Source organism: Microbulbifer sp. YPW16 (assembly GCF_021290385.1).
Taxonomy (GTDB): Bacteria; Pseudomonadota; Gammaproteobacteria; order Pseudomonadales; family Cellvibrionaceae; genus Microbulbifer; species Microbulbifer zhoushanensis.
Genome location: NZ_CP089928.1, coordinates 3,930,015 through 3,953,187, shown reverse-complemented (window position 1 = coordinate 3,953,187; position 23,173 = coordinate 3,930,015). Strand labels below are relative to the sequence as shown.

Here is a 23,173-nt window from a genome sequence, read left to right as displayed (position 1 = left end):
GTTTTGTGTATCATCGACGGCTTTAGCACAAATTTTGACCAATTTTTAACCGGTAACCGGTGCTGGCACTAACACAGAATTCTTACAGAACCAGAGAACAGCCATGACCTCAACCACTTCCCCCAGTGCGGAAAGCTCCCAGGCCACGGGAAAGAAGACCGCGTTCACCCGCTTCCTCGATACCGTCGAGTGGCTGGGTAACCTGCTGCCCCACCCGATCACCCTGTTCGCCCTGTTTGCCGTGGGCGTGGTGTTTATCAGCGGTATCGCGTCCTGGTTCGGCCTGGCAGTGCCGGACCCGCGCCCGGTGGGTGCCGCTGGCCGGGACCCGGACGGTATTATCGAGGTGTTCAACCTGCTGTCCGGGGACGGGTTGCGGATGATCGTGACCAGCCTGGTGACCAACTTCACCGGCTTTGCGCCGCTGGGCACCGTGTTGGTGGCCCTGCTGGGTGTGGGTGTGGCAGAGCACTCCGGGCTGCTGAGCGCCGCAGTGCGGGGCCTGGTGATGCAGGCCTCCAGGCGCACCGTGACCGTGATTGTGGTCTTCGCCGGCATTCTCTCCAACACCGCCTCGGAGCTTGGCTATGTGGTGCTGATCCCGCTGGCGGCAATGATCTTCCACTCCCTGGGGCGCCACCCACTGGCGGGCCTGGCCGCGGCCTTTGCCGGTGTATCCGGCGGCTACAGCGCCAACCTGCTGATCGGCACCGTGGATCCGCTGCTGTCCGGTATCACCGAGTCCGCCGCCCATATGATCGACCCCACCTACGCCGTGGGCCCGGAAGTGAACTGGTTCTTCATGATGGTCAGCACCGTGCTGATCACCCTGGTGGGCAGCTGGGTGACCATCGCCATCGTCGAGCCCAAGCTGGGTAAATACGATGATTCCGAGGCCTCTGTGGACCTGTCCCAGGACAAGATGGGCGAGCTCACCGCCGATGAGAAACGCGGCCTCAAGTACGCGGGCCTGGCGGTTCTGGCAGTCTGCGCACTGTTCGCGCTGTCCATTGTGCCGGAGTGGGGCGTGCTGCGGGATCCTGAGACCGGTGCGGTCGCCGGCTCCCCGTTCCTGAAGGGTATCGTGGCGCTGATCGTGGTGTTCTTTGCGATCCCCGGATTTGTCTTCGGCCGCGTCACCGGCACCATGCGCAACGACCGTGACGTAATCAACGCCATGTCCAAGAGCATGGGGACCATGGGCATGTACATCGTCCTGGTGTTCTTCGCCGCCCAGTTTGTGGCCTTCTTCAAGGTCACCAACCTGGGCACCATCTTCGCCGTGGTGGGCGCCGACACCCTGCAAAGTATTGGCCTGACTGGCCCGCTGCTGTTCCTGTTCTTTATCATGATGTGCGGCTTCGTGAACCTGATGCTGGGCAGTGCCTCCGCCCAGTGGGCGGTCACCGCACCAATCTTCGTGCCCATGCTGATGTTGCTGGGCTATGCCCCGGAAGTGATCCAGGCGGCCTACCGGATCGGCGACTCGGTCACCAATATCATCACCCCGATGATGAGCTATTTCGGCCTGATCGTGTCGTTTGCCACCCGCTACAAGAAGGACCTGGGTATCGGTACACTGATCTCCACCATGATCCCCTACTCGATTTTCTTCTTCGTGGGGTGGTCGCTGCTGTTCTTTATCTGGGTATTCGCACTGGGCCTGCCGGTCGGTCCCGGCGCCGCGACCTACTATTCAAGCTAGGCCAAGCCAGAAATCCACTGGGTGGCACCCGCGCGGTGCCGCCCAAGAGGGTGCCATTAGCGCCCGAATCAGTTTAAAGTCCCCGAAAATCCCCAGGACCACTCACGGAATTCACATGAGCTCTCTCCAGGACCAGTTACTCAAGGCCGGCCTCGTCGACAGCAAGAAAGCGAAACAGGTCAGCAAGGAAAAGCGCAAGCAACAGAAAGTGGCCAAGAAGTCCGGCCAGCAGGTGGAAAACGAGGCCCGGGCAGCGGCGGAACAGGCCCGGGCCGAGAAAGCGGCCCGTGACCGGGCGCTGAATGCCGAGCGCGAAGCAGCCGCCCACGAAAAGGCCATTGCCGCCCAGATCCGCCAGATGGTGGCGGGCAACCGCCAGCCCCGTGGCCGCGAGGACGTGGCTTACAACTTCACCTTTGAGCGCAAGATCAAGACCATCCATGTCAGCGAGGCGGCGCGCGACCACCTCGCTGCCGGGCGCCTGATGATCGTCGGCCTGGACGACAAGTTCGAGCTGGTACCGCGGGTGATAGCCGAGAAGATTGCCGAGCGTAACCCGGATGCGGTGGTGCAGCCGCCGGAAGACAGCAGTGCCGTGGACGAGGACGATCCCTACGCGGAGTTCCAGATCCCCGACGACCTGATGTGGTAAGCGGCTTGGACGATCGCGAGGCGGTGATCGCGGCAGTGGAGAAATGGCTTGCCGACGTAGTGGTAGGCCTGAACCTCTGCCCTTTCGCACGCAGGCCCATGCGCGCGGGCCAGGTCCGCTTTGCAGTCAGCGCGGCGGAGACCGACGAGGCCCTGATGCAGGAGCTGCTGGCGGAAATGGAACGGCTGGATTCCCTGTCGCCCGCGGAGCTGGAGACCACCCTCCTGGTCATCCCGCACCACTTGCAGGAGTTTACCGATTTCAACCAGTTCCTGGACCTGGCAGAGTGGCTGGTCGAGCGGCACGGCTACAGCGGGATTTACCAGCTGGCCACTTTCCATCCCCATTACCAGTTCGCCGGCACTGCCCCCGGTGATGCAGAAAACCTGACCAATCGAGCCCCCTACCCGATCCTGCACCTGATCCGGGAAGAATCGATCGAGCGGGTGCTGGCCAACTATCCCGATCCGGAGTCGATCCCCGAGCAGAATATCCGCAGGGTCAGCGGGCTGTCGCCGGAGCAGAAACGCAGGCTGTTCCCCTACCTCTTCTACCGCGATCCGCCGACGTCGCGCTGATCTCCCACGGACGAACACGCCGAGGCCAGCCCCAGGTGCTGGAGCGCCTGCAGGCGCCCCATCTGGTAGCCCTGTTCCAGCAGGTCGGGTTCGCGGGTAAAACGCTTCACCGGGAAGTCCTCCGGTGGTGCGATAACTGACACCCGGCACCCCTGCGGCGGGTTGACGATAAACTCCAGCGCCCGGTTGTAGCGTCCGGCGCGCTCCAGAACCGACTCGAACAGCCGCGAGTGCTCGTGAAATACCTGCTTTAGCATTTGCGGGGCGGGCGTCAGGCGCTTGCGATATCCGAGTGGCCGCGACAGCACCACGGTGATATCGGTTGCGCCCATCTCGTAGGCCCGGATCACGGGAATGGAATCGGCCAGGCCGCCATCGGTCATGGGCTCACCGTTTACCTGCGGGAATTCCCGGTATACAAACGGGATGGCACAGGACGCAGGGAACACCTCGTGCATATTCTCCGCCGATACTTCCAGGTAGCAGGCCTCGCCCGTATTGACGTTGGTAGTCACGGCGTAGAGCGGTATCGCATTGTCGTAGTAGCGCTGGACGTTCAGCGGCACCTCGTCGAATGACGCATGCCAGAGCCAGCTTACATCGCAGAAGTGGCCGCCTTTCAGGTAGCGGCGCCAGTTGATGAAGTCCGAGCGCCGCGCGTGGTCGAGCAGGATCCTGCGGCTGCGTCCCCGGTCCCCCGCCAAGTAACCGATCAGGTTGGTGGAGCCCGCCGACACACCGATGGCAAAGTCGTAGGGCAGGAAGTCGGACTCAATAAATGCGTCGAGGACGCCGGCGGCAAAAATCCCGCGCATCGCACCACCCTCAACAACCAGCGCACGATTACCGACTTTGCTGCTCACTTCAGCGCCCTCTGCCTTGAAACCAAAAAATAAAACACAGTCACAATAGTACAATCTGCGCACAGCGTAACACCAGCGAAGATCCGGACCCCGCGGCCATCATCCCCCGGCGAGCTGGCATGCTTTTCTACCTGCACGAATTGTCGGGGTCACTGGAATGGGACACCTATGGTACAAGGTTATTCGCGTCACGCAGGCCATAACAATAAGGAATCTTTATGACAGTCATTGCCAGCCCGATCCTTTTCCCCGTCACGGTCCTGGTTGCCTGGTCCCTGCTGATGTGGCTGTGGATGTATGCGACCCGCCTGCCCGCCATCTCGAGGGCGGGAATCGACCTGGACCCGACTGTCCCCCCGCCCGAACTGATGGGCCGGCTGCCAGCCCGGGTGCGCTGGAAGGCCGATAATTACAACCACCTGATGGAGCAACCGACGCTCTTCTACGCCATCTGCCTGACCCAGGCATTACTGGGACAGGGTAACGGCGCCGACCTCTGGCTTGCCTGGGGATATGTCGGGTTGCGAGTCGCCCACAGCCTGTTCCAGGCCCTGATCAACAAAATCGAGGTGCGCTTTATGATTTTCACCCTGTCGACGCTGGTGCTGTTTGCGCTTACCATCCGGACGCTGATTACCCTGACTCTAACAATTGACTGAAATGGCTATTCCCTACCAATTCAATGCTCCCTGGAGCCGGCAGCTGAAATGGCTCACCGCTCTCGCCGTGCTGTTGCTACTGGCTATCCCACTGATCCTGATGGCGCGGGCGCCGGCCGACCCACCCGTCCTCTACAGGGTCTCCATCTGGTTGCCGGTGGCGATCCTGGCGCTCTCGACACTGTTCGCCATCCGCGGCTTCACCCTGAAAGGCGATGCCATCTACGTAATTCGCCCATTGTGGAAAACGCGCCTGCCGCTCGACGGACTGCAGCAGGTGGTTGCCGATCCCGGCGCCATGCAGGGTTCTATCCGGATATTTGGCAACGGCGGACTGTTCGGCTACATCGGCCTGTTCCAGAACAAGCACATCGGCCGCTACCGGGCGTTCGCCACGGACCAGGCAAAAGCGGTGATATTGCGCTTTCCCGAGCGCACCCTGGTGGTGACCCCCGGCCGACCGGAAAAGCTGGTAGCGCTGCTGCAGGAGCGCATTGACCGACAATAACCGGCGCGCTCGCGGACCCTCGAGCCCAATACGGGGTTGCAGGCCGACGCCCGTGAAGCGTTCCTGTTTGTCTATCGCTGGAGTCGATTCGGTCAATTCCCCGTTGCCTGCACCGTGCTAGCTTGACTCACTGACGGCACAATAATGACAACGAGCCCCCGAGGAGTCCGGTGATGGAACAGTTCCCGTTTTCGGAAGCGCCGCCCCTGCCCGCCTGGCTGGCGGAGCAACTTCCCTACCGCCGCCGCATGTTCAGCAGCGGTGGCTATCGCATGCACTTTGTCGATCAAGGTTCCGGCCCTGTGGTGCTGATGCAGCACGGCAATCCCATGTGGTGTTTCCTGTGGCGCAAGGTGATTGAGGAACTACTGCAGCAGCCGGTGCGGGTGATCGCGCCTGACCTGATCGGCATGGGCTTCAGTGACAAGCCCCGCGATCCAGCCATCCACACCCTGGAATTTCACGGGCACCAGCTCTCGGCACTGATCCGTGCACTGGACCTGCGGGAAATCACAATCGTCGGCCAGGACTGGGGCGGGCCAGTTAGCGGCCTGGCGGCGGCGCTGAACCCGGAACGTATTGCCGGAGCGGTTTTTGCCAACACCTCCCTGCGGCTGCCGACGAAACAACCACGGGTGACGCCCTTTCACCGCTTTGCCAACCGCCCGGTGATCTCCGACCTGGCCTTCCGCCTGTTCAATTTCCCGATGCCCATGCTGCCGAAGGTACAGGGCAATCCCGCCAGCCTGGGGCCAGCGGAAATGCGCGCCTACAGGTATCCCCTCCGCCACTTCCGCGACCGGACCGCGCCACTGGCACTGGCGCGCATGGTGCCCACCCGGCTCGAGCACCCGACAATCGCGCAGCTGGCACTGGTGGACCGCTGGGCGCGGGACTTCCGCGGCCCGGTGGAGCTGGTATGGGGTTGTCGCGATCCCATTCTCGGTCGCGCCCTGCACGGCAACCTGGAGCTGTTCCCCGATGCCCGTGTGACCGAGACACAGGCCGGGCACTTCCTCCAGGAGGAAGTGCCCGGCGAGCTGGCTGCCGCCATACGCCGGGTAATCGCCACCGCCACAGCGCCGGGATAGTAATCCGCCCGGGACAGGCGGGAACCGATCAGGCGCCTGACCGCCTTGGCAGGTCACGATAGCAGCCAGTGTGCTTTACTGCGGTAAACACCACGGTAACGGCCCATGAATGAAACCATGCCCCCGGACCTGATCGCTGCCGCGGCAACAGAAGCCGAATGGCTGCGCTGGTGGTTCCGGGTGATGATACTGACCAACCTGGCAGCGGTTTTCTTTGTCCTGAAGAAAAAGCCGACAGGCGGCGTCACTGCCAGGCCCGAAGCCCTGGCAATCCTGGCGGCGTTTGTGGCTTCCGCCGTGACCATGAACTGGCTCTATGACTGGGTCGGTTATGTCCGGCTCCTCGGGGTGACGCACCTGCTTTTCTGGACACCCGTGTACTTCTGGCTGCTGGGAAAATTCTGGCGGGATGAATATTCCGGCCCTTTCCGCATTTACGCCTTTATCTACCTGGTAATCGCGGGCGCCAGCCTGCTCACGGATGCTGCGGATCTCGTCCGCTATGTGCTGGGAGATCACCAGCCGCTGCACATGAATTAGACTGAGGGAATAGCTTCACTCGGGCATAACGGAATGCATTGCAAATCCTGCTGGCCGACCTGTTTCCCTGCCAGTAGCGGGGCACGTTGGCATACATTTGTTTCATTGCTGTTTGGCTTCCTGGCCGGGACACTGTTGCCATGTGTGCAGGCAGAAGAACAGCCGGACAATGCAATCCAGTTCAAATCCGGCCACAGTGGCGCCACCATAGAGGGGACGATCAAGGGCCGGGCCTATGAGCTCTATACCGTACAGGCGAGTGCCGGGCAGCGCATGACGGTGGAAATGCAAACCGATAATGCCGCCAACTACTTCAATATCTTCGCCCCGGGCAAGGGTCCCGGGGACGCCGCCAGGTTTATCGGCTCCACCCATGGCAATCGTTTTTCCCAGGTACTGCCCTCATCCGGTGTCTACACCATCCAGGCTTACCTGATGCCCAGTGCCGCACGGCGGGACGAAACTGCCAACTTCAGCCTGGACATTTCACTCACTGCGGGCACTCCCGCCACGCCCACCACGGGCGACGTCCAGTGGCCGCTTGAATACGATACGGCCGGCAAGCTTACCTGTGCCGTTGGCGACGCCGAGTTCAGCCTCGCATGCCCATTCCGGGTGCGCCGCCACCGGCCCGAGGCAACCATCTGGACCATTTCCCCTGCGGATCCGTCAGTGCTGCGCATCCTGTACTTTCGCAAGAACCGGTTTTCCACCAATGGCGCCGCAAAGGTCCAGTGGCAGCGACAGGGAGACAACTGGCGCGTGGATATTGGTGAACAGGAGTCCTACCTGGTCCCCGACGCCGTGATACAGGGAGACTGATTGCATGAGAGTGATGCCGCGACCATTGCGACTGGCCCTCGGCGGTGCCGCCGGCGGCCTGGTCGTTGCACTCCTGGTCGACCTGCTGGGGGCGGGAAAGGGAGTACTGCCCTACATCATGTACCCCGTGGCCGGTTTTATTGGCGGGCTCCTGGGCAGCTGGATCCAGCAGCGGAAAGGCCGCAGTAAACACCGGCAGGATGACCACTGAGCCCCGCCGCCCCCATACGCGACATTATCCAGAACAGGACGGAGCGCAACATGCCCAGCGACGAACAGGGATACCCGGTTTCCGGTGCGACAGACGAGGCCATGCCACATTACCTGGCCGGACTGCGCGCATTCAATCTCTATCATGGCGACCCCCTGGAGCCGTTGCAGAAGGCGATCCATGCGGCACCGGAGTTTGCCATGGCCCACCTGTTGCAGGCGGGCCTCTGTGCTGTGGCCACTGAGCCGGCGGCCAATCTCGCGGCACAGAAATCCCTGCTGGCCGCCCGCGACCTGCCAATAAATGACCGTGAAGAATCCCTGTTCAGTGCCCTGGAAAAACTGGTGATGGGCTACTGGACCACTGCCGCAGAGGCACTGGATTACCACTGCGCGCGCTTCCCCCACGACCTGGTGGCACTGCAATGTGGGCACCTGGTGGACTTCTACCGGGCCAACAGCCGCGACCTGCGCGACCGGCTCGCCCGCGCCCTGCCCCTGTGGTCGGCGGAAATCCCGGGCTACTCGCTCCTCCTGGGCATGTATGCCTTCGGGCTCGAGGAAACCGGCGACTACCTGCGTGCGGAGGAATATGGCCACAGCGCCATCGAGCTGGAACCTTTCGACTGCTGGGCCCACCACGCAGTGGCCCATGTACTGGAAATGACCGGCCGTCCCGAAGTCGGCATCGAATGGATGAAAAGCCGCGAAGCGTTCTGGGCCGGGGAGGAAAACTTCTTCAAGGTGCACAACTGGTGGCACCGGGCACTGTACCACCTGGACCTGGGCGAGCAGGACGAGGCTCTGGCGCTCTATGACGGCCCGGTGCGCAGTGAAAAAAGTAATATGGCGCTGGATATGGTGGATGCCTCGGCCCTGCTATGGCGCCTGTCCATCAGTGGCTGCGACGTCGGTGACCGCTGGCAAGAGCTGGCGAAAGCCTGGGAACAACATGCGGATGGCCGGCTCTACCCCTTCAACGACTGGCATGCAGTGATGGCTTACCTCGGTGCCGGGGAGGACAGCAGGGCGGAAGACATCACCAACAGCCTCCGTGCCGGCAGGGACAACGAAGCGGAGGTATCACACTGGGGCTGGCAGACCGGCCTGCCCCTGGTGGAAGGGTTTATCGCCTTCTGGCACGGTGACTATCACCGGGCCACGGAACACCTGCACAGCGCCCGCTATATAGCCAATACCTTCGGTGGCAGCCACGCACAGCGGGATATCATCGACTGGACGCTCACCGAGGCAGCCATCCGCAGTGGCAACCGGGAACTGGCGGAAGCCTTCGCCAATGAGCGACTGGCACTGAAACCGGACAGCCTGGTAAACCAGGGGTTTATTGCCCGCGCTTCCGCACAGCACACCCCCTAGCGCGGCACGCCGCAGTTATGTCGGGCACCGGGATACACCGGTTCAGAAATCAAATAACCTGCGCCAGCTGAACCTGCCAGCGCGCTCCCGCCCCGTGTGCTCACGGTGGAACAGGCGAGCCAGCTCCTTTGCCTCGGACTCACTGAATTGCAGCGGCGCAAAACGCAGGTAATCCCGGGCCGCCAGGAATTCCCGCACCGACTGCTCGGCGGGAACATATTTCATCGACCAGTCGGCAAACAGGCGCGTTTCCGCTGTGTTCACCGACAGGATGGTCAGCTGCCGGTGGCGGGAATCGCCGCTGATGCGCTGATAAGTCCTGTTGACCGCCTCGCGCTCTCCTTCAAGAACCTGGAAGAAATGCCCGTCGCCGAAGTACAACACACCGCCAATTCCACTACGCTTGTTGTTGCGACGACTCTGCATAAGTATGCGACCGACATTGGGTTCAACCCCCTGTACAGGATCAGCCGGCGCGAACTCTGCGCGACTGGCGTAGATCAGCCTAACCAGCTCAGACATGGTGACACCCCCTTTAACCCAAATGACGTCATACGCGCGCAATCACCCTGTGGATTACCCGGGAGTGCAAACAGTTCTTCCCTCGCGCTTTACAAGAGGCGCTGGTGCACTAGATTCCAGAAGTTAAATACTATTCGGAGAACACGCATGCCTTTGCTCCCTGCGCGGCTACTGGTTCCCGCGGTCGCGCTTGCCTGTTTACTGCAGTCCCTCGGAGCCTGGGCAATTCCGGTATTTGCCCGCCAGTACGAGATGAGTTGCGCCGCCTGCCACTCGGCTTTTCCCCGCCTGAATGCCTTCGGTGAAGAGTTCGCCGGTAATAACTACCGCCTGCCCTCATGGCGCGACAAAACAGTCGATACCGGGGACAACCTGCTGGCCCTGCCGGAGAAGGTTCCTTTTGCCGTGCGCGCCCAGGCGTATTTCCAGGGGCGCGAGGGTGAATCGATCGATCCACTGAACGGCAAGCGTGTAGAGGCGGATACTGATTTCCAGGCGCCCTATCTGGTAAAGCTGCTCTCCAGCGCGCCCCTCAGTGAAAACCTCACCTACTACTTTTACGCGATCTTCGCCGAAAAGGGAGAAAACGGCGAAGTGATCATCGAGGACGCATGGATCCGCCACAGTGACCTGTTCAGCTCCGGTGTCGGCCTGCAGCTGGGCCAGTTCCAGATATCAGACCTGATGTTTCCGCGGGAAGTACGTCTCACGTTCCAAGACTTTATGGTGTACCGCATGGCCAGTATCACCTATGAGCGGGGCATGATACTCGATCGGTCATTTGGCCCGGTTGACCTGGCCCTGGGGCTGGTCAATGGCAATGGCATCACGGATAACTTCAATGTGAACAGTCCCGGCTATCGCCGCCCGGACAACCTCTTTGATGACAACAACTCAAAAAGTGCCTTTGCCCGCCTGGGTGTTGATGAGGAGCCGCTGTCCGCGGGACTGTTTGCGCTTTCGGGAAAACGGGATAGCGCCACCGGTCCAGCGGGCCTGTTCAGGGGCGAGCGAGACTCGGATGTAACCATGCTCGGGGTCGACTTTTCCGGCAGTATCGGCAACAGGGCGCACTGGTATGCCCAGTATCTCTGGACCAGCTGGGATGATTTCCTGCAGCCGGAAATCGGCGATACGATCCTCTGGCCCAACCGACAGTATGACTGGCACGGGGGTTTCCTGGGCCTGGACTATATCGCCAGCGATCGCTGGGCATTTTCACTCCTGTACAACAGCGCCGACGCCAATGACCTGGCCCATACCGATACGATCTACGAGGGCATTGAAATTGATACCCTCACCTTCACTGCGAGCTATTACTTTATGCGCAATGCCAAGGGAATCATCGAGATCAATGCCGATTTTCTCGGAGCAAATGACCAGCAGGGACTGTACTTCACCGGCCACCTGGATAAGGAATCCTATATCCTGCTGGGGTTTGATGTGGCCTATTGATACCCGGGGGACCAACTCCCCGGTGCGCCGGCCCAAACGGGGAAGGCTGTATACCGGGCGTACACTTGGCAAGCGCCACAGCTCGCGGTAGATTGGGCAGCCAGCCGCCAACGACCCGGACTTATCGAAAACCATGTACATAGGCTCCCGGAAACGGGCATACGCATTGCTACTGGCAGTACTGGCACTGCCCTACTCTCCGCTATCCAGCGCCACTGAAGCCTGCGTGATTCTCCTGCACGGCCTGGCCAAATCCGACCGTTCCATGGCAAAGCTGGAACGTGCCATCGGGGAAGCCGGTTACCACACAGTGAATGTCGATTACCCCTCCACCGAACGGCCCATCGACCAACTCGCCGGGCCCGCAATAGCACCGGCCCTGGACCGGTGCCCGGAAGATAGCGAGGTAAATTTTGTTACCCACTCCATGGGCGGAATACTGGTACGACAGTACCTCAGCCGGGTGCCGATCAAGAACCTGAAACGGGTCGTTATGCTGGGGCCGCCCAACCGGGGCAGTGAGGTGGTCGACCGATTGGGGAGCTTCCCGGGCTTTCATTTCATGTTCGGCGACGCGGGACTACAGCTTGGCACCGGCGACATGAGCGTTCCCAACCGGCTGGGGGCGGCCGAGTTCGACCTGGGGATCATTGCCGGTAGCCGCAGCATCAACCCGATACTTTCCCGGATGATCCCGGCCACCGATGACGGCAAGGTCTCAGTAGAGAGGACAAAGCTGGAGGGCATGAACGACCATATCACCGTGCCTGCAACCCATGTATTCATGATGAAAAATGACGAAGTCATCGCCCAGGTAATCCACTACCTGCAACAGGGCCAGTTCAAGCGGCCGCAACAGGATCGCACTGGCCGGGATTGACTTGCGGCACGCTCTCCCCTGTCGCGGATCGGTCTTCCAGTGGTGAGCGCTGATCCCCGGCGACTGACACCAGCGTGCCGGCCAATCGTGTTGCCTGCTTTCATGGCTGCTACCAGGACATTCTTTCTCTAGCCCGGTTCCTCCCCCCGACCGTCCCGTGCAGTGATTGAGATGGGCGCCTCAATCTCCCGGCAGCTGCGTGATGCCATGCGTGGCCACAACATCCCGATAGCGATCATCCTCTGAGACGCGATACTTCTACCCGACGCCGGAAAGTCCCGGAGGATACGCCGCCCGGCCGCGGCTACGACTAAACTGCGCGATACAGCAGGGAAAACTCGACCCGGCCAGGGGTCTCGGGGATGAATTGGATGACGGCACAACGCCTACTCGCCGGCCAGGAAGAAAGTTCGGAAGCGCTCCGGGAACTTCCGGAGCAGGTAGATCGCGGCCTGGAAACCGCACTGGGCAAAGTCGATGGCTGGATTGCCGATGGTATCCAGCATATCCCCAACTTTGTGGCAGCGCTGGTGGTAGTCATACTGCTGTACCTGCTCGGCACGCTGTTCGGTTTCCTCACCCGCAAACACCTGGCGCGACGCAAGCGGGAAAACCTCGGGGAAGTCCTGGGCGGCCTGGTGAAGTGGATACTGTTCGGCGTTGGTTGCCTGCTGGCAGCAACCATTGTCATGCCCACCCTGAAGCCGGGCGACCTTGTCGCCGGGCTCGGCGTGGGCTCAGTGGCTTTTGGCTTCGCCTTCAAGGATATCCTGCAGAACTGGCTGGCAGGCCTGCTGATCCTGCTCAAGGAGCCCTTTCACCTGAACGACCAGATCCGTGTCGGGGAATTCGAGGGCACGGTCAAGAAAATCGAGAACCGCGCCACATTTATCCGCACCTATGACGGCCAGCGAGTGGTCATTCCCAACGCCGACATCTACACCACCGCAGTGGTGGTGAAGACCGCCCACCCACTGCGTCGCAGTGAATACGATGTCGGCATCGGCTACGGCGACGGTATCGACCGAGCCTGCGAGGTATTGGTAGAAGCGGTCAGCAAGGTCGAGGGCGTGCAGGACAAGGTTCCGGTAGAGGCCCTGCCCTGGGAGCTGGCCGCCAGCTGGGTGACCATCCGTGTACGCTGGTGGACCCACAGCCGCCAGACCGATGCCAACCATATCGGCGCTGCCGTGGTCAGGGCCATCAAGCTGGCCCTGGATGAGGCGCAGATCGATATGCCGTTCGAGACCCGGGTGCAGCTTTTCCACGACCAGACAGAGGAGAATGACGGCGATCGCAGCCGGCAGCGGGAGGGCTGGCCGGCGCCCTCGGCGGGAGAAACCCGGCCCCGCTGGCGTGCCCAGCTGGAGCGGGACTGATGGCAGCGGGCCACCCGGCCGTTCTCACCCCCGGCGGAAACCGCTATTCTCTGCGCTCAACCCGCTAAGGAGAGAGATTGTTCATGGTGGAGTGGCAGTGGGCGCGCCTCGAGGGGCTGGACAACCGGCAACTGTATGAAATCCTGCGGGTGCGCCAGGAGGTCTTCACGGTGGAACAGGACTGTGCCTACCAGGACGCCGATGGCAGGGACTGGGATTCCTGGCACCTGTGTGGCTGGGATACGCGCACCCCGGAACCACACCTGCTCGCCTACCTGCGCGTGGTGGACCCGGGGAAGAAGTATCGCGAACCGGCCATAGGCCGTGTGCTAACCGCCCTGTCGGCGCGGGGCACCGGGCTCGGGCGCGAGCTGGTGCGCCGTGCAGTGCTGCTATCTGATGACGTCCACCCCGGCGCCGCCATCCGTATTTCCGCCCAGCTCCACCTTGCCGGTTTTTATCGCGATTTCGGCTTTGAGCAGGTATCAGAGCCCTACGACGAGGATGGTATCCCGCATATCGAAATGCTACGCCCGGTCCAATAAAGCCTTTCAGCCCGAATCGGGGGTAGCTGCCGGCTCTCCGGAAACCGCTTCCCCCGGGCGGGCAACGCGCTGGCGACCATCCCGGAACCAGCAGGACAGGCCGAAACCGAGGGCGCAGAGCAACCAGACAAGGTTGCCCACCAGCGCGCCGCCATGGATGGCACCGGCACCAAACCGGCCAAGGTGTGCCCCGACCACGCCCATCGCGACCAGGGCAACAGCCAGGCGCAAGTACCAGGACCATCCGGCACAACTCCCCCGGAACGCAGCCACCAGGCTGAGCCCCAAAATCCCGCCCCAGAATACCGGCAGGGGAGGCAAGCCCAGGACCAGCTGGCCGAGGGCGGCCGCTGCAATCAACAGGGGCACCCCCCACACCTGCGCCACCCATATGCGCTCCAGCCTTTCCCGGGGGAAACCCCGCTGTCGTTTGCGCAGCAGCCAGATATTGATTCCTGAAACCACCAGTGCACACATTCCAAGGCCCAGCAGGAAGTAGGCCACTTTCACGGCGAAACCGCCGTAGTGACCAAAATGCAGGCGAAAACTAGAGGCGTAAACCTGCTTGCCCGCACTGCCATCGGACCAGCCATCCCGCCCCAGGGAAGCGCCATCGGCATTGAAGTAAAATCGTTCTCCCCAGACCAGTCGCCCCGGTACGCGGGTGGTAATTTCAAACAACTGACCCACCCTGCCGGGGTTGTGAAGGCTGATCCGAAACGGCTCTCTTCCTGGAGCGATGCGGGCCAGCGACGCGAGTGCCGGGGCAAAATCCGGCACCGGTACAGCGCTGGCTTCCGCCTTCGCCTCCGGCACATCCCGAAACAGCAGGTGGTGCACCCTCTCCACATCGCCGGAATAAAAAACCTGTGCAATCGCAAAGGCGAACACCGTTGCGAGGCCGATAAATGCACCCGTCAGCGCGATCATCAGGTGAAATGGCGCCGCCCATACGCCCAGGCGGTTATGCAGGTCCACCTGGCGTCGACGCGCTGAACCACGACCACGGAGGGAGAATGCCTCACGCACGATATTGGGGTGGGCCAGCAATCCGGAAATAATCAGCGCCGCCATCAGCACGCCGATCAGGCCCACTACCGGGACACCCAGGCCCACAGGGAGGTTAAGGGCAAAATGGAGATAGACGAGAAAATCCGTCCACTCATGCGTTACCTGTTCCCGCAGAGTCCCGTTACCGCCGACGAAATGCTCTCTCTCCCCCACTTCGACCAGCATGCGGGGCATCTCGGCGGTGGGTGCCGTAAAGCGGATCACGCCCGGCTGCTCGCCATCGGCAGGAATCCCGGCAAGGGCCTCGCGGGCAGCGCGCCGGTATACATCCGCTTCGACTGTCAGCATTTCCCCCGCGGATGCCTGCTCCCAGCGTTCAAACTCCGGGTAGAAGACCGCGAGGGTACCGCTCACACAGACGATATACAGCAGGGTGGACAGAAAGAGCCCCAGCGCTGAATGCCCACCGGTCATATCGCGCACAAAGGCCGGGCTGGGCCTGAATGACAGTTTCATCGCTCTTCTCCCCCGGTCATTGCACGGCCAGCAGCAGGCCGCTGCCGGCGTTGACCAGCAGCAGGCCCAGCACCGCCCGCGCCAGATTCCGGTCGGCACTTACCCAGACCACCCCGGCCTTCCAGGCCAGCAGCCCGACAAACACCGCACTCACCAGGCGGGTACTCTCCTCCGCGTCGCTCCAGCCAAAAAACGACAGGGCAAATACCACGGCGCAGGTAAGCGGCAGCACCAAAGCGGCCAGGAAGCGTATGCTCCTGCGCCACCTGACACGCCCGGCGACCGTCGGTTCTGAACGGCGCGCGCGGGCCGGTCGTTGTGACAAGAGGTCCCGGCGCCGCGGCAATGCCCCACCCAGGATCACTACCAGCCAGGCCACCAGCGCCGTGAGAATTACACTGAAGCAGATGCCGAACTCCAGGCTGTAGGCGCCCGACCAGCTCCAGACTGACGCGACAAGCAACCCCCATCCCGCGAGCGTAAACAGGCGCTGCGGCCCGCTACGCTGCCATGCGAAATACAGGCAAGTGACACCGGAGAAAATACAGAGTCCAGCCACCAGGCCGGCAACAAGCGGCGATTCCATCATTGGTATTCCCGGCGAGAGAGGCCCGGCTCCTGTTTTTATGTCCCTGGAATTGCATACCGGTCCAGATGGCAGGGGATTGCCGCGCGGGACCAGCACAACCGCAGCAAACAATAATGCGATAGATTCTTATTTGCAACAAAGAAAGGAAAACGTCCGGGTATAGCCACAGGGCGGGCCGCAGGTCAGTGCACCTTGCTTTCAGAGAAGAGGTTGATGATCACCACACCGGCGACAATCAGCGTCATGCCGATCACCGCCGGCCAGTCCGGCACCTCGCGGTAGATAACCGCGCCCGCCAGGGCCACCAACAGGATCCCTACCCCGGCCCAGATGGCGTAGGCGATGCCCACCGGAATAGTGCGCAGTACCAGCGCCAGCATATAGAACGCCAGTCCGTAGCACACCACCACAACCAGCGACGGCAGTGGCCGGGTGAACTGCTCTGAGGCCTTCAGTGCAGTGGTACCGGCGACCTCGGCAACAATGGCAATGGCCAGGTACAGGTAAGCCATATTCTCACTCAACCAGGCGGGAAGAGCCTGGCGGTGCCCCTATGGCCCCGCCGGCAGTTTCCCGGTCAATGTCAGGGATAGGTATAGCTGGACTGCAGCCCCAGGGGCAGGCCGATGGACCAGTAGATCACCAGGAAGATCGACCAGCACAACAGGAAGGCCACTGAATAGGGCAGCATCAACGATACCAGGGTGCCGATACCGGTACCCTTCACGTAGCGCTGGCAATACACCACCACCAGTGGGAAATACGGCATCAGCGGGGTGATGATGTTGGTGGAGGAATCCCCCACCCGGTAGGCGGCCTGGGTCAGGTCCGGGGAGAAACCCACCTGCATCAGCATGGGTACAAAGATCGGGGCCAGCAGTGCCCATTTGGCGGAGGCGGAACCCACGAACAGGTTTACCGAGCCCACCAGCAGGATAATGCCCATCAGGGTCACGGGTCCCGGCAGGTTCATCGCCGCCAGCAGGCCGCCTCCCTCCACTGCCAGCAATGTACCGAGCCCGGAGCGGCCGAATTCGGCAATAAAGAGGGCACAGAAGAACGCCATCACGATGTAGTAGGACATGGAGCCGGTGGTCTTCGACATGGAGTCGATAACATCCTTCGACTTGCCAAAGGTGCCGGTCAGGTAGCCGAACACCACTCCCGGGATGATAAACAGCAGGAAGATCAGCGGCACGATCGACTTCATCGCCGGTGCACCGAAGGATGCCAGCTGGCCCGCACCATCGCGCAGGGCCGAAGACTCCGGCAGCATCCAGGCCACCAGCCCGGCAATGCCGGCAGCCATCACCAGCAGGGACCAGCGCAGCGCCCGGCGCTCGCGCTCGCCCATGTCCTGCATCACCGGCATCTCATTCTCGTCCCCGTCGATCTCCACGTCCCTGAGGCGCGGTTCGATGACCCGATCGGTGAGCCACCAGCCCAGCAGCACGATCACCAGGCAGGAAGCCGAGGTAAAGGCCCAGTTGTTCAGTGGGTTGAGCTGTACCTGTGCATCCACGATCTGCGCCGCCGACTGGGTAAAGCCCTGTAACAGGGGATCGATCGCCGAGGGCACGAAGTTGGCAGAGAAACCACCGGAGACGCCGGCAAACGCCGCCGCAATACCGGCCAGCGGATGGCGTCCGGCCGCATAGAAGATCACCCCACCCAGCGGTATCACCAGCACGTAGCCCGCATCCACTGCCGTGTGGCTGACGATGGCGACGAGGATCACCATTGGGGTCAGCAGCATCTGCGGGGTTACTCCCAGCAGCTTTTTCAGCACCGCATTGATAAACCCGCTCTGCTCTGCGACACCCACGCCGAGCATGGCCACCAGCACCACCCCCAGGGGGGCAAAGCCGGTAAAGGTCGTGACCATGTTGGAGAGAAAGTATGCGAGTGACTCCCCCGAGAGGAGATTGTTGATGCGGATCGCCTCACCGGTGGCCGGGTGCTGCGCGTCAAAGCTGACCCCGGACAACAGCCAGGAGAAGACCCATACGGTGACCATCAGGATCAGGAAGAGTACCGCCGGGTCCGGCAGGCGGTTGCCGATCACTTCTACCCGGTTCAGCGCCCGGTTGACCCAGCTGTTTTTTTCAATGCCCTTGCCACCTTCTACACCGGCGGCAGGACTCACCTCGACATCACTCATAACAGGGCTCCCTGTAATTAGTAGTTATTGTGCTTGTTTGTTGTTCTTATACATCCATCCGCGGGCCATGGCCCGCGGATGACTACATTGAGCGAATGCGCCGGCGAGCCGGCAACGCAATCAGCCGATCTTGCGGATACCCACCGCCGCGCGCAGCTTCTCGATAAACGGGGCGGAATAAGCCCGGGCCTTTTCGGCGCCCTTTTCCAGCTCTGCCTCGATATCCGCCGGGTTGGCCAGCAGCTCATGGTAACGCTCGCGGGCATCGCCGATCTGGCCATTGACCAGCTCGAACAGTTGCTTCTTGGCCTCGCCCCAGGCGATGCCCTCCTCGAAAGCCTTGCGCATCTCGGCGGTCTGCTCCGGGGTGGCAAACGCCTGCCAGACCTGGAACACGGTAGAGGTATCCGGGTCCTTGGGCTCGCCCGGTTCCAGCAGGTTGGTCTTGATCTTGTTGATGTGCTTTTTCAGCTGCTTTTCCGTCAGGAACAGCGGGATGGTATTGCCGTAGCTTTTACTCATCTTACGGCCGTCCAGGCCCTGCAGCACCGCTACATGATCATCCACGACCGCCTCCGGCAGCGCAAAGTGCTCGCCGTAATGGTGGTTGAAGCGCTGGGCGATATCACGGGCCATTTCGATGTGCTGGACCTGGTCCTTGCCCACAGGCACCTTGTTGGCGTTGAACATCAGGATATCGGCGGCCATCAGGATCGGGTAGCTGTACAGGCCCATGTTGATGCCGAAGTCGGAGTCCTCGCCGTCGGCCCGGTTGGCATCCACCGCCGCCTTGTAGGCGTGTGCACGGTTCATCAGGCCCTTGGCGGTCATGCAGGTCAGCAGCCAGGTGAGTTCCGGGATCTCATGGATATCGGACTGGCGGTAGAACACCACATTGTCGGTATTGAGTCCCAGGGCCAGCCAGGTGGCGGCAATTTCCCGGGTGGACTGGTGTACCTGCTCCGGGTCCTGGCACTTGATCAGCGCATGGTAGTCGGCGAGGAAGTAGAAGGACTGGTTGTTTTCCTCCTGGCTGGCGGCAATCGCCGGGCGGATGGCGCCCACGTAATTGCCCAGGTGGGGAGTGCCGGTGGTGGTGATGCCGGTCAGGACACGCTGCTTGCTCATAGATCCTTGGGTTTCCGTGCTACATACTGGTACAAATCTGAGCGACATGATACCCGTTTCAGCGGCGCGGTTGTATGCCGGGCCAACCGGCCCGGCCGCTCAAAATTCAACCAGGCCATATCTCTCCAGGGAGCCGGGTTGAACCGGTTACCACTACCAGCCCAAAGCCACCAGCACCTGACCCCACGCCCGGGGGACTACGTGCGCTTCACCCTGGAGCGCGCTTTTGACTTTCCGCTAACCATCCGGCTGGACCCGGTACCGGGTAGACTCTGTATTGCGGAAAGCACGCCCTGGGGCAAAGCCCGCACGGGGCCGGTATCACTGGAGGTCGAGGCCTCATTCGTCGACCGGATACGGCGGCTGGTAACCGGAAGCTACCTGGGCGCGCGCCCACCGCCGGAACGCCATGGCCTGGACGGCGCGGCCTGGAAGATAGAAGTTCAATGGGTAGGGGAGTACCATTCCAGCAGTGTATGGTCGCCGCAGTCAGGGCCCGAGTATGAACTGGGACGACGGCTGTTCAGGCGCGCGGCGCGCGCCGTCCCGCTGGGCGAGCTCTACTGAGCCCGGGCACCACCACCCGCGTAACCCGGCCGGCTGGCCCGGGCCCCTGTTATGGAGACTTGGCAGAGACATCGATGGCCAAAGAAATCGAGAGAAAATTCCTGGTGGAGCCCGGCTTTGCCGCTACCCTGGCCACCCGGGAGGGGGGCACCGCCGTATCCCAGGGCTACCTGCCGGTGTCCGGCACATCCACAGTCCGGGCGCGAATCTATGGCGACCGCGGCTTTCTCACCCTCAAGGGGGCCACCAGGGGTATTTCCCGCAGCGAGTTCGAATACGAAATTCCCGTGGCGGATGCACAGGAAATTATCGACACCCTGTGTGGGGGCCAGGTCATCGAGAAAACCCGCCACATCGTAACCGTGGGACAGCACAAGTGGGAGATCGACATTTTCTCGGGGCGTAACCGGGGACTGGTAGTGGCCGAAATTGAGCTGGAGTCGGAGGCCGAGGAATTCGAGCGCCCGGACTGGGTCACAGCAGAGGTTACCGGCGATCCCCGCTATTACAATGCGAACCTGGTCGACACCCCGTATTGTGACTGGTAACCGGGAGCCCAATGACAGATCCATGCAGTAATAAAGCCGCTATGCGGCGAATGCTTGCCAGTAATATCGCCATGGCGAGCGAATCGAGGTAGCCAAGCGCCCCATGATCAAGAAGACCCTAGCCCTTATCCTCCTGGCTTGCTGCGGGGCTGCAGCCGCCCTCCTCGCCTTTCCCGGGCTCAAATACACGATCTACCGCGAGCTTCCGGTCGACCTGCGCTGGAAAATTTCATATATCACCTCGGACAAGTTCCTGGTCGGCATGGTGTTCCTGATTAAGAGGGAAGACTCCCTGTTGCTGGTCCGCCACCGCTACCAGGATGCCTGGGGCCTGCCCGGGGGATGGCTCGAGCACGGTGAAACCGTGGAGCAGGCGGTGCGGCGTGAACTACAGGAAGAAATAGGGGCCGAGGTGCTGTCCACCCGGGTACTCGACGTGCGCAAACCCGCCTATACACCGGTGGTTGATATCGCGGTCCAGTGTGAAATCGCGGAAGGGGATATGGTATTCAATGACAGCGAGGTGGTGGAGACCCGCTTCTTCGCCCCGGATGACCTGCCGGAGGATATCCTCTACACACACAAGCCATACATCCAGCGCTATATGGCACTATCGCGGCTGACTGCTGCGGGCCAGTAGCAGGCCCCTGCAACGGGTGCGCGACAGCTGTCACCCAGCTGGTACACTCCTGCCTGTCACCGCTTTTACAGCAAGGGCCCAAACACCCATGTGCAGCCTGTTCGATGCAGACGACCATGCCGGCATAGAGCGATTTCTCGAGCAGGTGGGCGTCGGCTACCCGCAGAGAATGATTTATGGCCGCCGGCGCCGGCCGACCTCACAGGTCAGCATTGTCACCGGCCGCCACGGGACGCCCGAACTGGAGACGGCAATCTGGCACCTGTACCTGCAGAAAGAGGGTGACCACTACAGCCCCCATAAAAAATACTGGTCCATCAACAGTAACTGGCGCAAGTTACCCAAGCGTCCGGAGTACCGGCACTCCCGCTGCCTGATTCCGGCCAATGCCTGGGTTGAGAGCCAGCACGGCGACAACCCGGTGGAATTTTCGTTTGGACTACCTTTTTTCTTCTGCGGCCTGTACAAAAGCTGGGACGACGGCAGGCTGCTGAGCTGCTCGATCATTACGCTGCCCGCGCACCCGCTAACGGAACGCTTCCACGACAAGAGCCTGCCCATGATCGCCCCACCAAGCAGCGGATTTATCCGCCAGTGGCTGTCAGGCGATACCGATACCACGCCCTTCAGCCCCTACCTGGTACCGCGGGTCGACTACGCTGACCGGGTCCTGCAATACCGGCCAGTGAAACGCGCCACATCCACCGACTACACCGGTCCCGCTCTGCCGGTGGGCGCGCCCGGTGAGGGGCAGTCATGAACACATTCCTGGCCGTTATCGCGCTGGCAATCCTGGTCTGGGTGCTGCCGGTCTACTGGCAGAAATGGCGGCGGCGCTACCTGCGAGCGCGTCCCCTCACACCGTCGGCCTACCGGCACCTGCAATCCGCCCTGCCCTTTTACTCGGCCCTGGCGCCGGAAGCCCAGCGGGAATTGTGCGCCAATGTCAGCCTGTTCCTGCATGACAAGGAGTTTGTCGGCTGTGACGGCCTGCGGATAACCGATGAAATGCGGCTCTGCGTGGCCGCCTGGGCCTGCCTGCTGCTGACCGGCCGGCAAAACCGCTGCTACCCCGCACTGCGAACCGTGCTGCTTTACCCCGATACCTATGTGGCGCGGGAAACCCATTTCGAGGGCGCCATCGAGATGACCGCCGCCAGCGCGCGGGAGGGGGAGTCCCACTATCTCGGGCCGGTGGTGCTGTCCTGGGCTGACATCGAGGAAGACCTGCTCCACCCACAACAGGGCCGCAATGTGATCGTGCACGAATTTGCCCACAAGCTGGACGAAGAGGACGGTGTCTATGACGGCCGCCCCCTGTTCACCGATAATGAATCGGGACGTAACTGGGCGCCGGTCTTTCGGGAGGAATATGAGCGACTTCGACACCAGGTGATTAGGCAGGAGAAGAAAACAGGGACAGGCAATACCGGGAGCGACGAGGCTGCCGGGGGACAGGCTTCCATTCTCGACCCCTATGGCGCCCAGTCACCGGCGGAGTTTTTCGCCGTGGCATCAGAGTCTTTTTTCTCGATCCCGGTGGAGCTCAGGGACCACCATGGGAAGCTGTATGCAGAGCTGCGGGCCTTCTATCACCTGGACCCCGCCGCTTGGCACGATGAAAATCTGCGGGGCAGTCAACATCAAGCGTAACGCCTATATCATCCACCGGCACGTCGCACAGTGCGGCGGGATTGGCACGGATTACCCGCTCCCAGTCCTTCCGGGCCCGCAACTGGGCCAGTTGCCCCAGGAAGCACCGGCCGAACACCACCGGCTTGCCCCGCTGCCCCGCGAATACCGGCGCACAGATCTTGTCCGCCGCGCAGTGGCGCAAGAGCTCGCACAATGACTCGGGCCTTACAAACGGCATATCTGCCGGGCAGATCGCCAGGGCCCGTGGCGGCTCATCCAGCGACGCCAGTTTCGCGGCGGCAGCGGAGATACTGGCACCGATCCCTACCGGCCAGGCGGGGGCACGCACCAACTCCCCACCCTGCCCCGCCAGCAGGCGGCCCACCAGCCCGTCCCGGGAACGAACCACCACCTGCAGCCGGCCCGGCTCGGCGGGGCCCGGCCCCAGGGTATCCAGGGCCGCGCGAATACCGGCCAGTGTTGCCAGTAGCATGGGCTCCCCGTCGATATCCGCCAGGCGCTTGTCACTGCCGAACCGGTGCGAGTAGCCGGCGGCGAGAAGGATAGCGGCGTATTCCATCAGTGGCTCCCT

Annotated in this window: 27 protein-coding genes; 19 read left to right on the top strand and 8 right to left on the bottom strand. The window is 61.9% G+C overall.

The window, feature by feature from the left end:
• Positions 1-103 precede the first annotated feature (103 nt).
• The 3 genes from LVE68_RS17200 (at position 104) to LVE68_RS17190 (ending at position 2,935) form a co-directional block, all read left to right on the top strand.
• Positions 104-1,705 carry an AbgT family transporter gene (locus LVE68_RS17200; protein WP_232941673.1) on the top strand — a complete coding sequence of 534 codons (1,602 nt, stop codon included), beginning with the start codon at positions 104-106 and terminating at the stop codon, positions 1,703-1,705.
• A gap of 115 nt (positions 1,706-1,820) precedes the next feature.
• On the top strand, positions 1,821-2,357 hold the full coding sequence (locus tag LVE68_RS17195; RefSeq protein ID WP_232941672.1) for a DUF2058 domain-containing protein: 537 nt from the start codon (positions 1,821-1,823) through the stop codon (positions 2,355-2,357).
• A 5-nt stretch (positions 2,358-2,362) separates the two neighbouring features.
• The gene (locus LVE68_RS17190) at positions 2,363-2,935 is read left to right on the top strand and encodes a DUF1415 domain-containing protein (protein ID WP_232941671.1); all 573 of its coding nucleotides are present in this window, start codon (positions 2,363-2,365) and stop codon (positions 2,933-2,935) included.
• Here LVE68_RS17190 and LVE68_RS17185 read toward each other — a convergent pair.
• Positions 2,908-3,798 carry a patatin-like phospholipase family protein gene (locus tag LVE68_RS17185; protein WP_232941670.1) on the bottom strand — a complete coding sequence of 297 codons (891 nt, stop codon included), beginning with the start codon at positions 3,796-3,798 and terminating at the stop codon, positions 2,908-2,910. The genes LVE68_RS17190 and LVE68_RS17185 overlap by 28 nt on opposite strands.
• 218 nt (positions 3,799-4,016) lie before the next feature.
• Between LVE68_RS17185 and LVE68_RS17180 the strand changes: the two genes are divergently transcribed.
• The 7 genes from LVE68_RS17180 to LVE68_RS17150 all read left to right on the top strand — a co-directional run bounded on the left by LVE68_RS17180 (position 4,017) and on the right by LVE68_RS17150 (position 9,005).
• Positions 4,017-4,457 carry an MAPEG family protein gene (locus LVE68_RS17180; RefSeq protein WP_232941669.1) on the top strand — a complete coding sequence of 147 codons (441 nt, stop codon included), beginning with the start codon at positions 4,017-4,019 and terminating at the stop codon, positions 4,455-4,457.
• A gap of 1 nt (position 4,458) precedes the next feature.
• Complete coding sequence (locus LVE68_RS17175; protein ID WP_232941668.1) at positions 4,459-4,965, top strand: PH domain-containing protein; 507 nt, start codon at positions 4,459-4,461, stop codon at positions 4,963-4,965.
• A gap of 173 nt (positions 4,966-5,138) precedes the next feature.
• Positions 5,139-6,056, top strand: coding sequence for an alpha/beta fold hydrolase (locus LVE68_RS17170; protein WP_232941667.1), 918 nt, complete (start codon positions 5,139-5,141; stop codon positions 6,054-6,056).
• Between the two features lie 105 nt (positions 6,057-6,161).
• Entirely contained in the window at positions 6,162-6,596 is a 435-nt protein-coding gene (locus LVE68_RS17165; protein ID WP_232941666.1) for a hypothetical protein, read from the top strand.
• Positions 6,597-6,740: 144 nt separating this feature from the next.
• Positions 6,741-7,418 carry a hypothetical protein gene (locus tag LVE68_RS17160; RefSeq protein WP_232941665.1) on the top strand — a complete coding sequence of 226 codons (678 nt, stop codon included), beginning with the start codon at positions 6,741-6,743 and terminating at the stop codon, positions 7,416-7,418.
• A 4-nt stretch (positions 7,419-7,422) separates the two neighbouring features.
• On the top strand, positions 7,423-7,629 hold the full coding sequence (locus LVE68_RS17155) for a hypothetical protein (protein ID WP_232941664.1): 207 nt from the start codon (positions 7,423-7,425) through the stop codon (positions 7,627-7,629).
• A gap of 50 nt (positions 7,630-7,679) precedes the next feature.
• Positions 7,680-9,005 (top strand): tetratricopeptide repeat protein, encoded by a 1,326-nt coding sequence (locus tag LVE68_RS17150; protein ID WP_232941663.1) that lies wholly within the window; start codon positions 7,680-7,682, stop codon positions 9,003-9,005.
• 42 nt (positions 9,006-9,047) lie between these two features.
• On the opposite strand, the gene LVE68_RS17145 is transcribed toward LVE68_RS17150, so the two are convergent.
• Positions 9,048-9,527 carry a BLUF domain-containing protein gene (locus LVE68_RS17145; RefSeq protein WP_232941662.1) on the bottom strand — a complete coding sequence of 160 codons (480 nt, stop codon included), beginning with the start codon at positions 9,525-9,527 and terminating at the stop codon, positions 9,048-9,050.
• 147 nt (positions 9,528-9,674) lie between these two features.
• Between LVE68_RS17145 and LVE68_RS17140 the strand changes: the two genes are divergently transcribed.
• From LVE68_RS17140 to LVE68_RS17125, 4 genes are all read left to right on the top strand, one after another.
• The gene (locus tag LVE68_RS17140; RefSeq protein WP_232941661.1) at positions 9,675-10,982 is read left to right on the top strand and encodes a hypothetical protein; all 1,308 of its coding nucleotides are present in this window, start codon (positions 9,675-9,677) and stop codon (positions 10,980-10,982) included.
• Between the two features lie 133 nt (positions 10,983-11,115).
• Positions 11,116-11,862, top strand: coding sequence for an esterase/lipase family protein (locus LVE68_RS17135; protein WP_232941660.1), 747 nt, complete (start codon positions 11,116-11,118; stop codon positions 11,860-11,862).
• Positions 11,863-12,233: 371 nt separating this feature from the next.
• Positions 12,234-13,241, top strand: coding sequence for a mechanosensitive ion channel family protein (locus LVE68_RS17130; protein WP_232941659.1), 1,008 nt, complete (start codon positions 12,234-12,236; stop codon positions 13,239-13,241).
• Between the two features lie 83 nt (positions 13,242-13,324).
• Complete coding sequence (locus LVE68_RS17125; protein WP_232941658.1) at positions 13,325-13,786, top strand: GNAT family N-acetyltransferase; 462 nt, start codon at positions 13,325-13,327, stop codon at positions 13,784-13,786.
• 6 nt (positions 13,787-13,792) lie between these two features.
• On the opposite strand, the gene LVE68_RS17120 is transcribed toward LVE68_RS17125, so the two are convergent.
• The 5 genes from LVE68_RS17120 to LVE68_RS17100 all read right to left on the bottom strand — a co-directional run bounded on the left by LVE68_RS17120 (position 13,793) and on the right by LVE68_RS17100 (position 19,191).
• Positions 13,793-15,313, bottom strand: a complete 1,521-nt coding sequence (locus LVE68_RS17120) for a PepSY-associated TM helix domain-containing protein (protein WP_232941657.1) — start codon at positions 15,311-15,313, stop codon at positions 13,793-13,795.
• Positions 15,314-15,329: 16 nt separating this feature from the next.
• Entirely contained in the window at positions 15,330-15,902 is a 573-nt protein-coding gene (locus LVE68_RS17115; protein WP_232941656.1) for a hypothetical protein, read from the bottom strand.
• Between the two features lie 182 nt (positions 15,903-16,084).
• A complete protein-coding gene (locus LVE68_RS17110; protein WP_232941655.1) occupies positions 16,085-16,414 on the bottom strand; it encodes a DMT family transporter in 330 nt (109 codons plus the stop codon).
• A gap of 71 nt (positions 16,415-16,485) precedes the next feature.
• Complete coding sequence (locus LVE68_RS17105) at positions 16,486-18,063, bottom strand: AbgT family transporter (RefSeq protein WP_232941654.1); 1,578 nt, start codon at positions 18,061-18,063, stop codon at positions 16,486-16,488.
• Positions 18,064-18,183: 120 nt separating this feature from the next.
• Positions 18,184-19,191, bottom strand: coding sequence for a tryptophan--tRNA ligase (locus LVE68_RS17100; RefSeq protein WP_232941653.1), 1,008 nt, complete (start codon positions 19,189-19,191; stop codon positions 18,184-18,186).
• A gap of 138 nt (positions 19,192-19,329) precedes the next feature.
• Here LVE68_RS17100 and LVE68_RS17095 point away from each other — a divergent pair, with 138 nt between their 5' ends.
• The 5 genes from LVE68_RS17095 (at position 19,330) to LVE68_RS17075 (ending at position 22,599) form a co-directional block, all read left to right on the top strand.
• Entirely contained in the window at positions 19,330-19,758 is a 429-nt protein-coding gene (locus tag LVE68_RS17095) for a hypothetical protein (protein ID WP_232941652.1), read from the top strand.
• 74 nt (positions 19,759-19,832) lie between these two features.
• Positions 19,833-20,306 (top strand): CYTH domain-containing protein, encoded by a 474-nt coding sequence (locus LVE68_RS17090; protein WP_232941651.1) that lies wholly within the window; start codon positions 19,833-19,835, stop codon positions 20,304-20,306.
• 103 nt (positions 20,307-20,409) lie between these two features.
• Complete coding sequence (locus LVE68_RS17085; RefSeq protein WP_232941650.1) at positions 20,410-20,946, top strand: NUDIX domain-containing protein; 537 nt, start codon at positions 20,410-20,412, stop codon at positions 20,944-20,946.
• 88 nt (positions 20,947-21,034) lie between these two features.
• On the top strand, positions 21,035-21,706 hold the full coding sequence (locus tag LVE68_RS17080) for an SOS response-associated peptidase family protein (protein WP_232941649.1): 672 nt from the start codon (positions 21,035-21,037) through the stop codon (positions 21,704-21,706).
• Positions 21,703-22,599, top strand: a complete 897-nt coding sequence (locus LVE68_RS17075) for a zinc-dependent peptidase (protein WP_232941648.1) — start codon at positions 21,703-21,705, stop codon at positions 22,597-22,599. The genes LVE68_RS17080 and LVE68_RS17075 overlap by 4 nt, the downstream gene beginning before the upstream one ends.
• Here the strand turns inward: LVE68_RS17075 and LVE68_RS17070 are convergent.
• Positions 22,493-23,161, bottom strand: a complete 669-nt coding sequence (locus LVE68_RS17070) for a nucleotidyltransferase family protein (protein WP_232941647.1) — start codon at positions 23,159-23,161, stop codon at positions 22,493-22,495. The two genes, LVE68_RS17075 and LVE68_RS17070, sit on opposite strands and share 107 nt — an antisense overlap.
• Positions 23,162-23,173: the final 12 nt, after the last annotated feature.

What these genes read in the sequence shown, in the direction of transcription:
- LVE68_RS17140 (WP_232941661.1), top strand. Translation starts at nt 9,675, where the DNA reads ATGCCTTTGCTCCCTGCGCGGCTACTGGTTCCCGCGGTCGCGCTTGCC.
- LVE68_RS17100 (WP_232941653.1), bottom strand. Translation starts at nt 19,191, where the DNA reads ATGAGCAAGCAGCGTGTCCTGACCGGCATCACCACCACCGGCACTCCC.
- LVE68_RS17125 (WP_232941658.1), top strand. Translation starts at nt 13,325, where the DNA reads ATGGTGGAGTGGCAGTGGGCGCGCCTCGAGGGGCTGGACAACCGGCAA.
- LVE68_RS17175 (WP_232941668.1), top strand. Translation starts at nt 4,459, where the DNA reads ATGGCTATTCCCTACCAATTCAATGCTCCCTGGAGCCGGCAGCTGAAA.
- LVE68_RS17200 (WP_232941673.1), top strand. Translation starts at nt 104, where the DNA reads ATGACCTCAACCACTTCCCCCAGTGCGGAAAGCTCCCAGGCCACGGGA.
- LVE68_RS17150 (WP_232941663.1), top strand. Translation starts at nt 7,680, where the DNA reads ATGCCCAGCGACGAACAGGGATACCCGGTTTCCGGTGCGACAGACGAG.
- LVE68_RS17165 (WP_232941666.1), top strand. Translation starts at nt 6,162, where the DNA reads ATGAATGAAACCATGCCCCCGGACCTGATCGCTGCCGCGGCAACAGAA.
- LVE68_RS17090 (WP_232941651.1), top strand. Translation starts at nt 19,833, where the DNA reads ATGGCCAAAGAAATCGAGAGAAAATTCCTGGTGGAGCCCGGCTTTGCC.
- LVE68_RS17130 (WP_232941659.1), top strand. Translation starts at nt 12,234, where the DNA reads ATGACGGCACAACGCCTACTCGCCGGCCAGGAAGAAAGTTCGGAAGCG.
- LVE68_RS17085 (WP_232941650.1), top strand. Translation starts at nt 20,410, where the DNA reads ATGATCAAGAAGACCCTAGCCCTTATCCTCCTGGCTTGCTGCGGGGCT.
- LVE68_RS17170 (WP_232941667.1), top strand. Translation starts at nt 5,139, where the DNA reads ATGGAACAGTTCCCGTTTTCGGAAGCGCCGCCCCTGCCCGCCTGGCTG.
- LVE68_RS17110 (WP_232941655.1), bottom strand. Translation starts at nt 16,414, where the DNA reads ATGGCTTACCTGTACCTGGCCATTGCCATTGTTGCCGAGGTCGCCGGT.
- LVE68_RS17070 (WP_232941647.1), bottom strand. Translation starts at nt 23,161, where the DNA reads ATGGAATACGCCGCTATCCTTCTCGCCGCCGGCTACTCGCACCGGTTC.
- LVE68_RS17105 (WP_232941654.1), bottom strand. Translation starts at nt 18,063, where the DNA reads ATGAGTGATGTCGAGGTGAGTCCTGCCGCCGGTGTAGAAGGTGGCAAG.
- LVE68_RS17195 (WP_232941672.1), top strand. Translation starts at nt 1,821, where the DNA reads ATGAGCTCTCTCCAGGACCAGTTACTCAAGGCCGGCCTCGTCGACAGC.
- LVE68_RS17180 (WP_232941669.1), top strand. Translation starts at nt 4,017, where the DNA reads ATGACAGTCATTGCCAGCCCGATCCTTTTCCCCGTCACGGTCCTGGTT.
- LVE68_RS17145 (WP_232941662.1), bottom strand. Translation starts at nt 9,527, where the DNA reads ATGTCTGAGCTGGTTAGGCTGATCTACGCCAGTCGCGCAGAGTTCGCG.
- LVE68_RS17080 (WP_232941649.1), top strand. Translation starts at nt 21,035, where the DNA reads ATGTGCAGCCTGTTCGATGCAGACGACCATGCCGGCATAGAGCGATTT.
- LVE68_RS17135 (WP_232941660.1), top strand. Translation starts at nt 11,116, where the DNA reads ATGTACATAGGCTCCCGGAAACGGGCATACGCATTGCTACTGGCAGTA.
- LVE68_RS17075 (WP_232941648.1), top strand. Translation starts at nt 21,703, where the DNA reads ATGAACACATTCCTGGCCGTTATCGCGCTGGCAATCCTGGTCTGGGTG.
- LVE68_RS17115 (WP_232941656.1), bottom strand. Translation starts at nt 15,902, where the DNA reads ATGATGGAATCGCCGCTTGTTGCCGGCCTGGTGGCTGGACTCTGTATT.
- LVE68_RS17120 (WP_232941657.1), bottom strand. Translation starts at nt 15,313, where the DNA reads ATGAAACTGTCATTCAGGCCCAGCCCGGCCTTTGTGCGCGATATGACC.
- LVE68_RS17155 (WP_232941664.1), top strand. Translation starts at nt 7,423, where the DNA reads ATGAGAGTGATGCCGCGACCATTGCGACTGGCCCTCGGCGGTGCCGCC.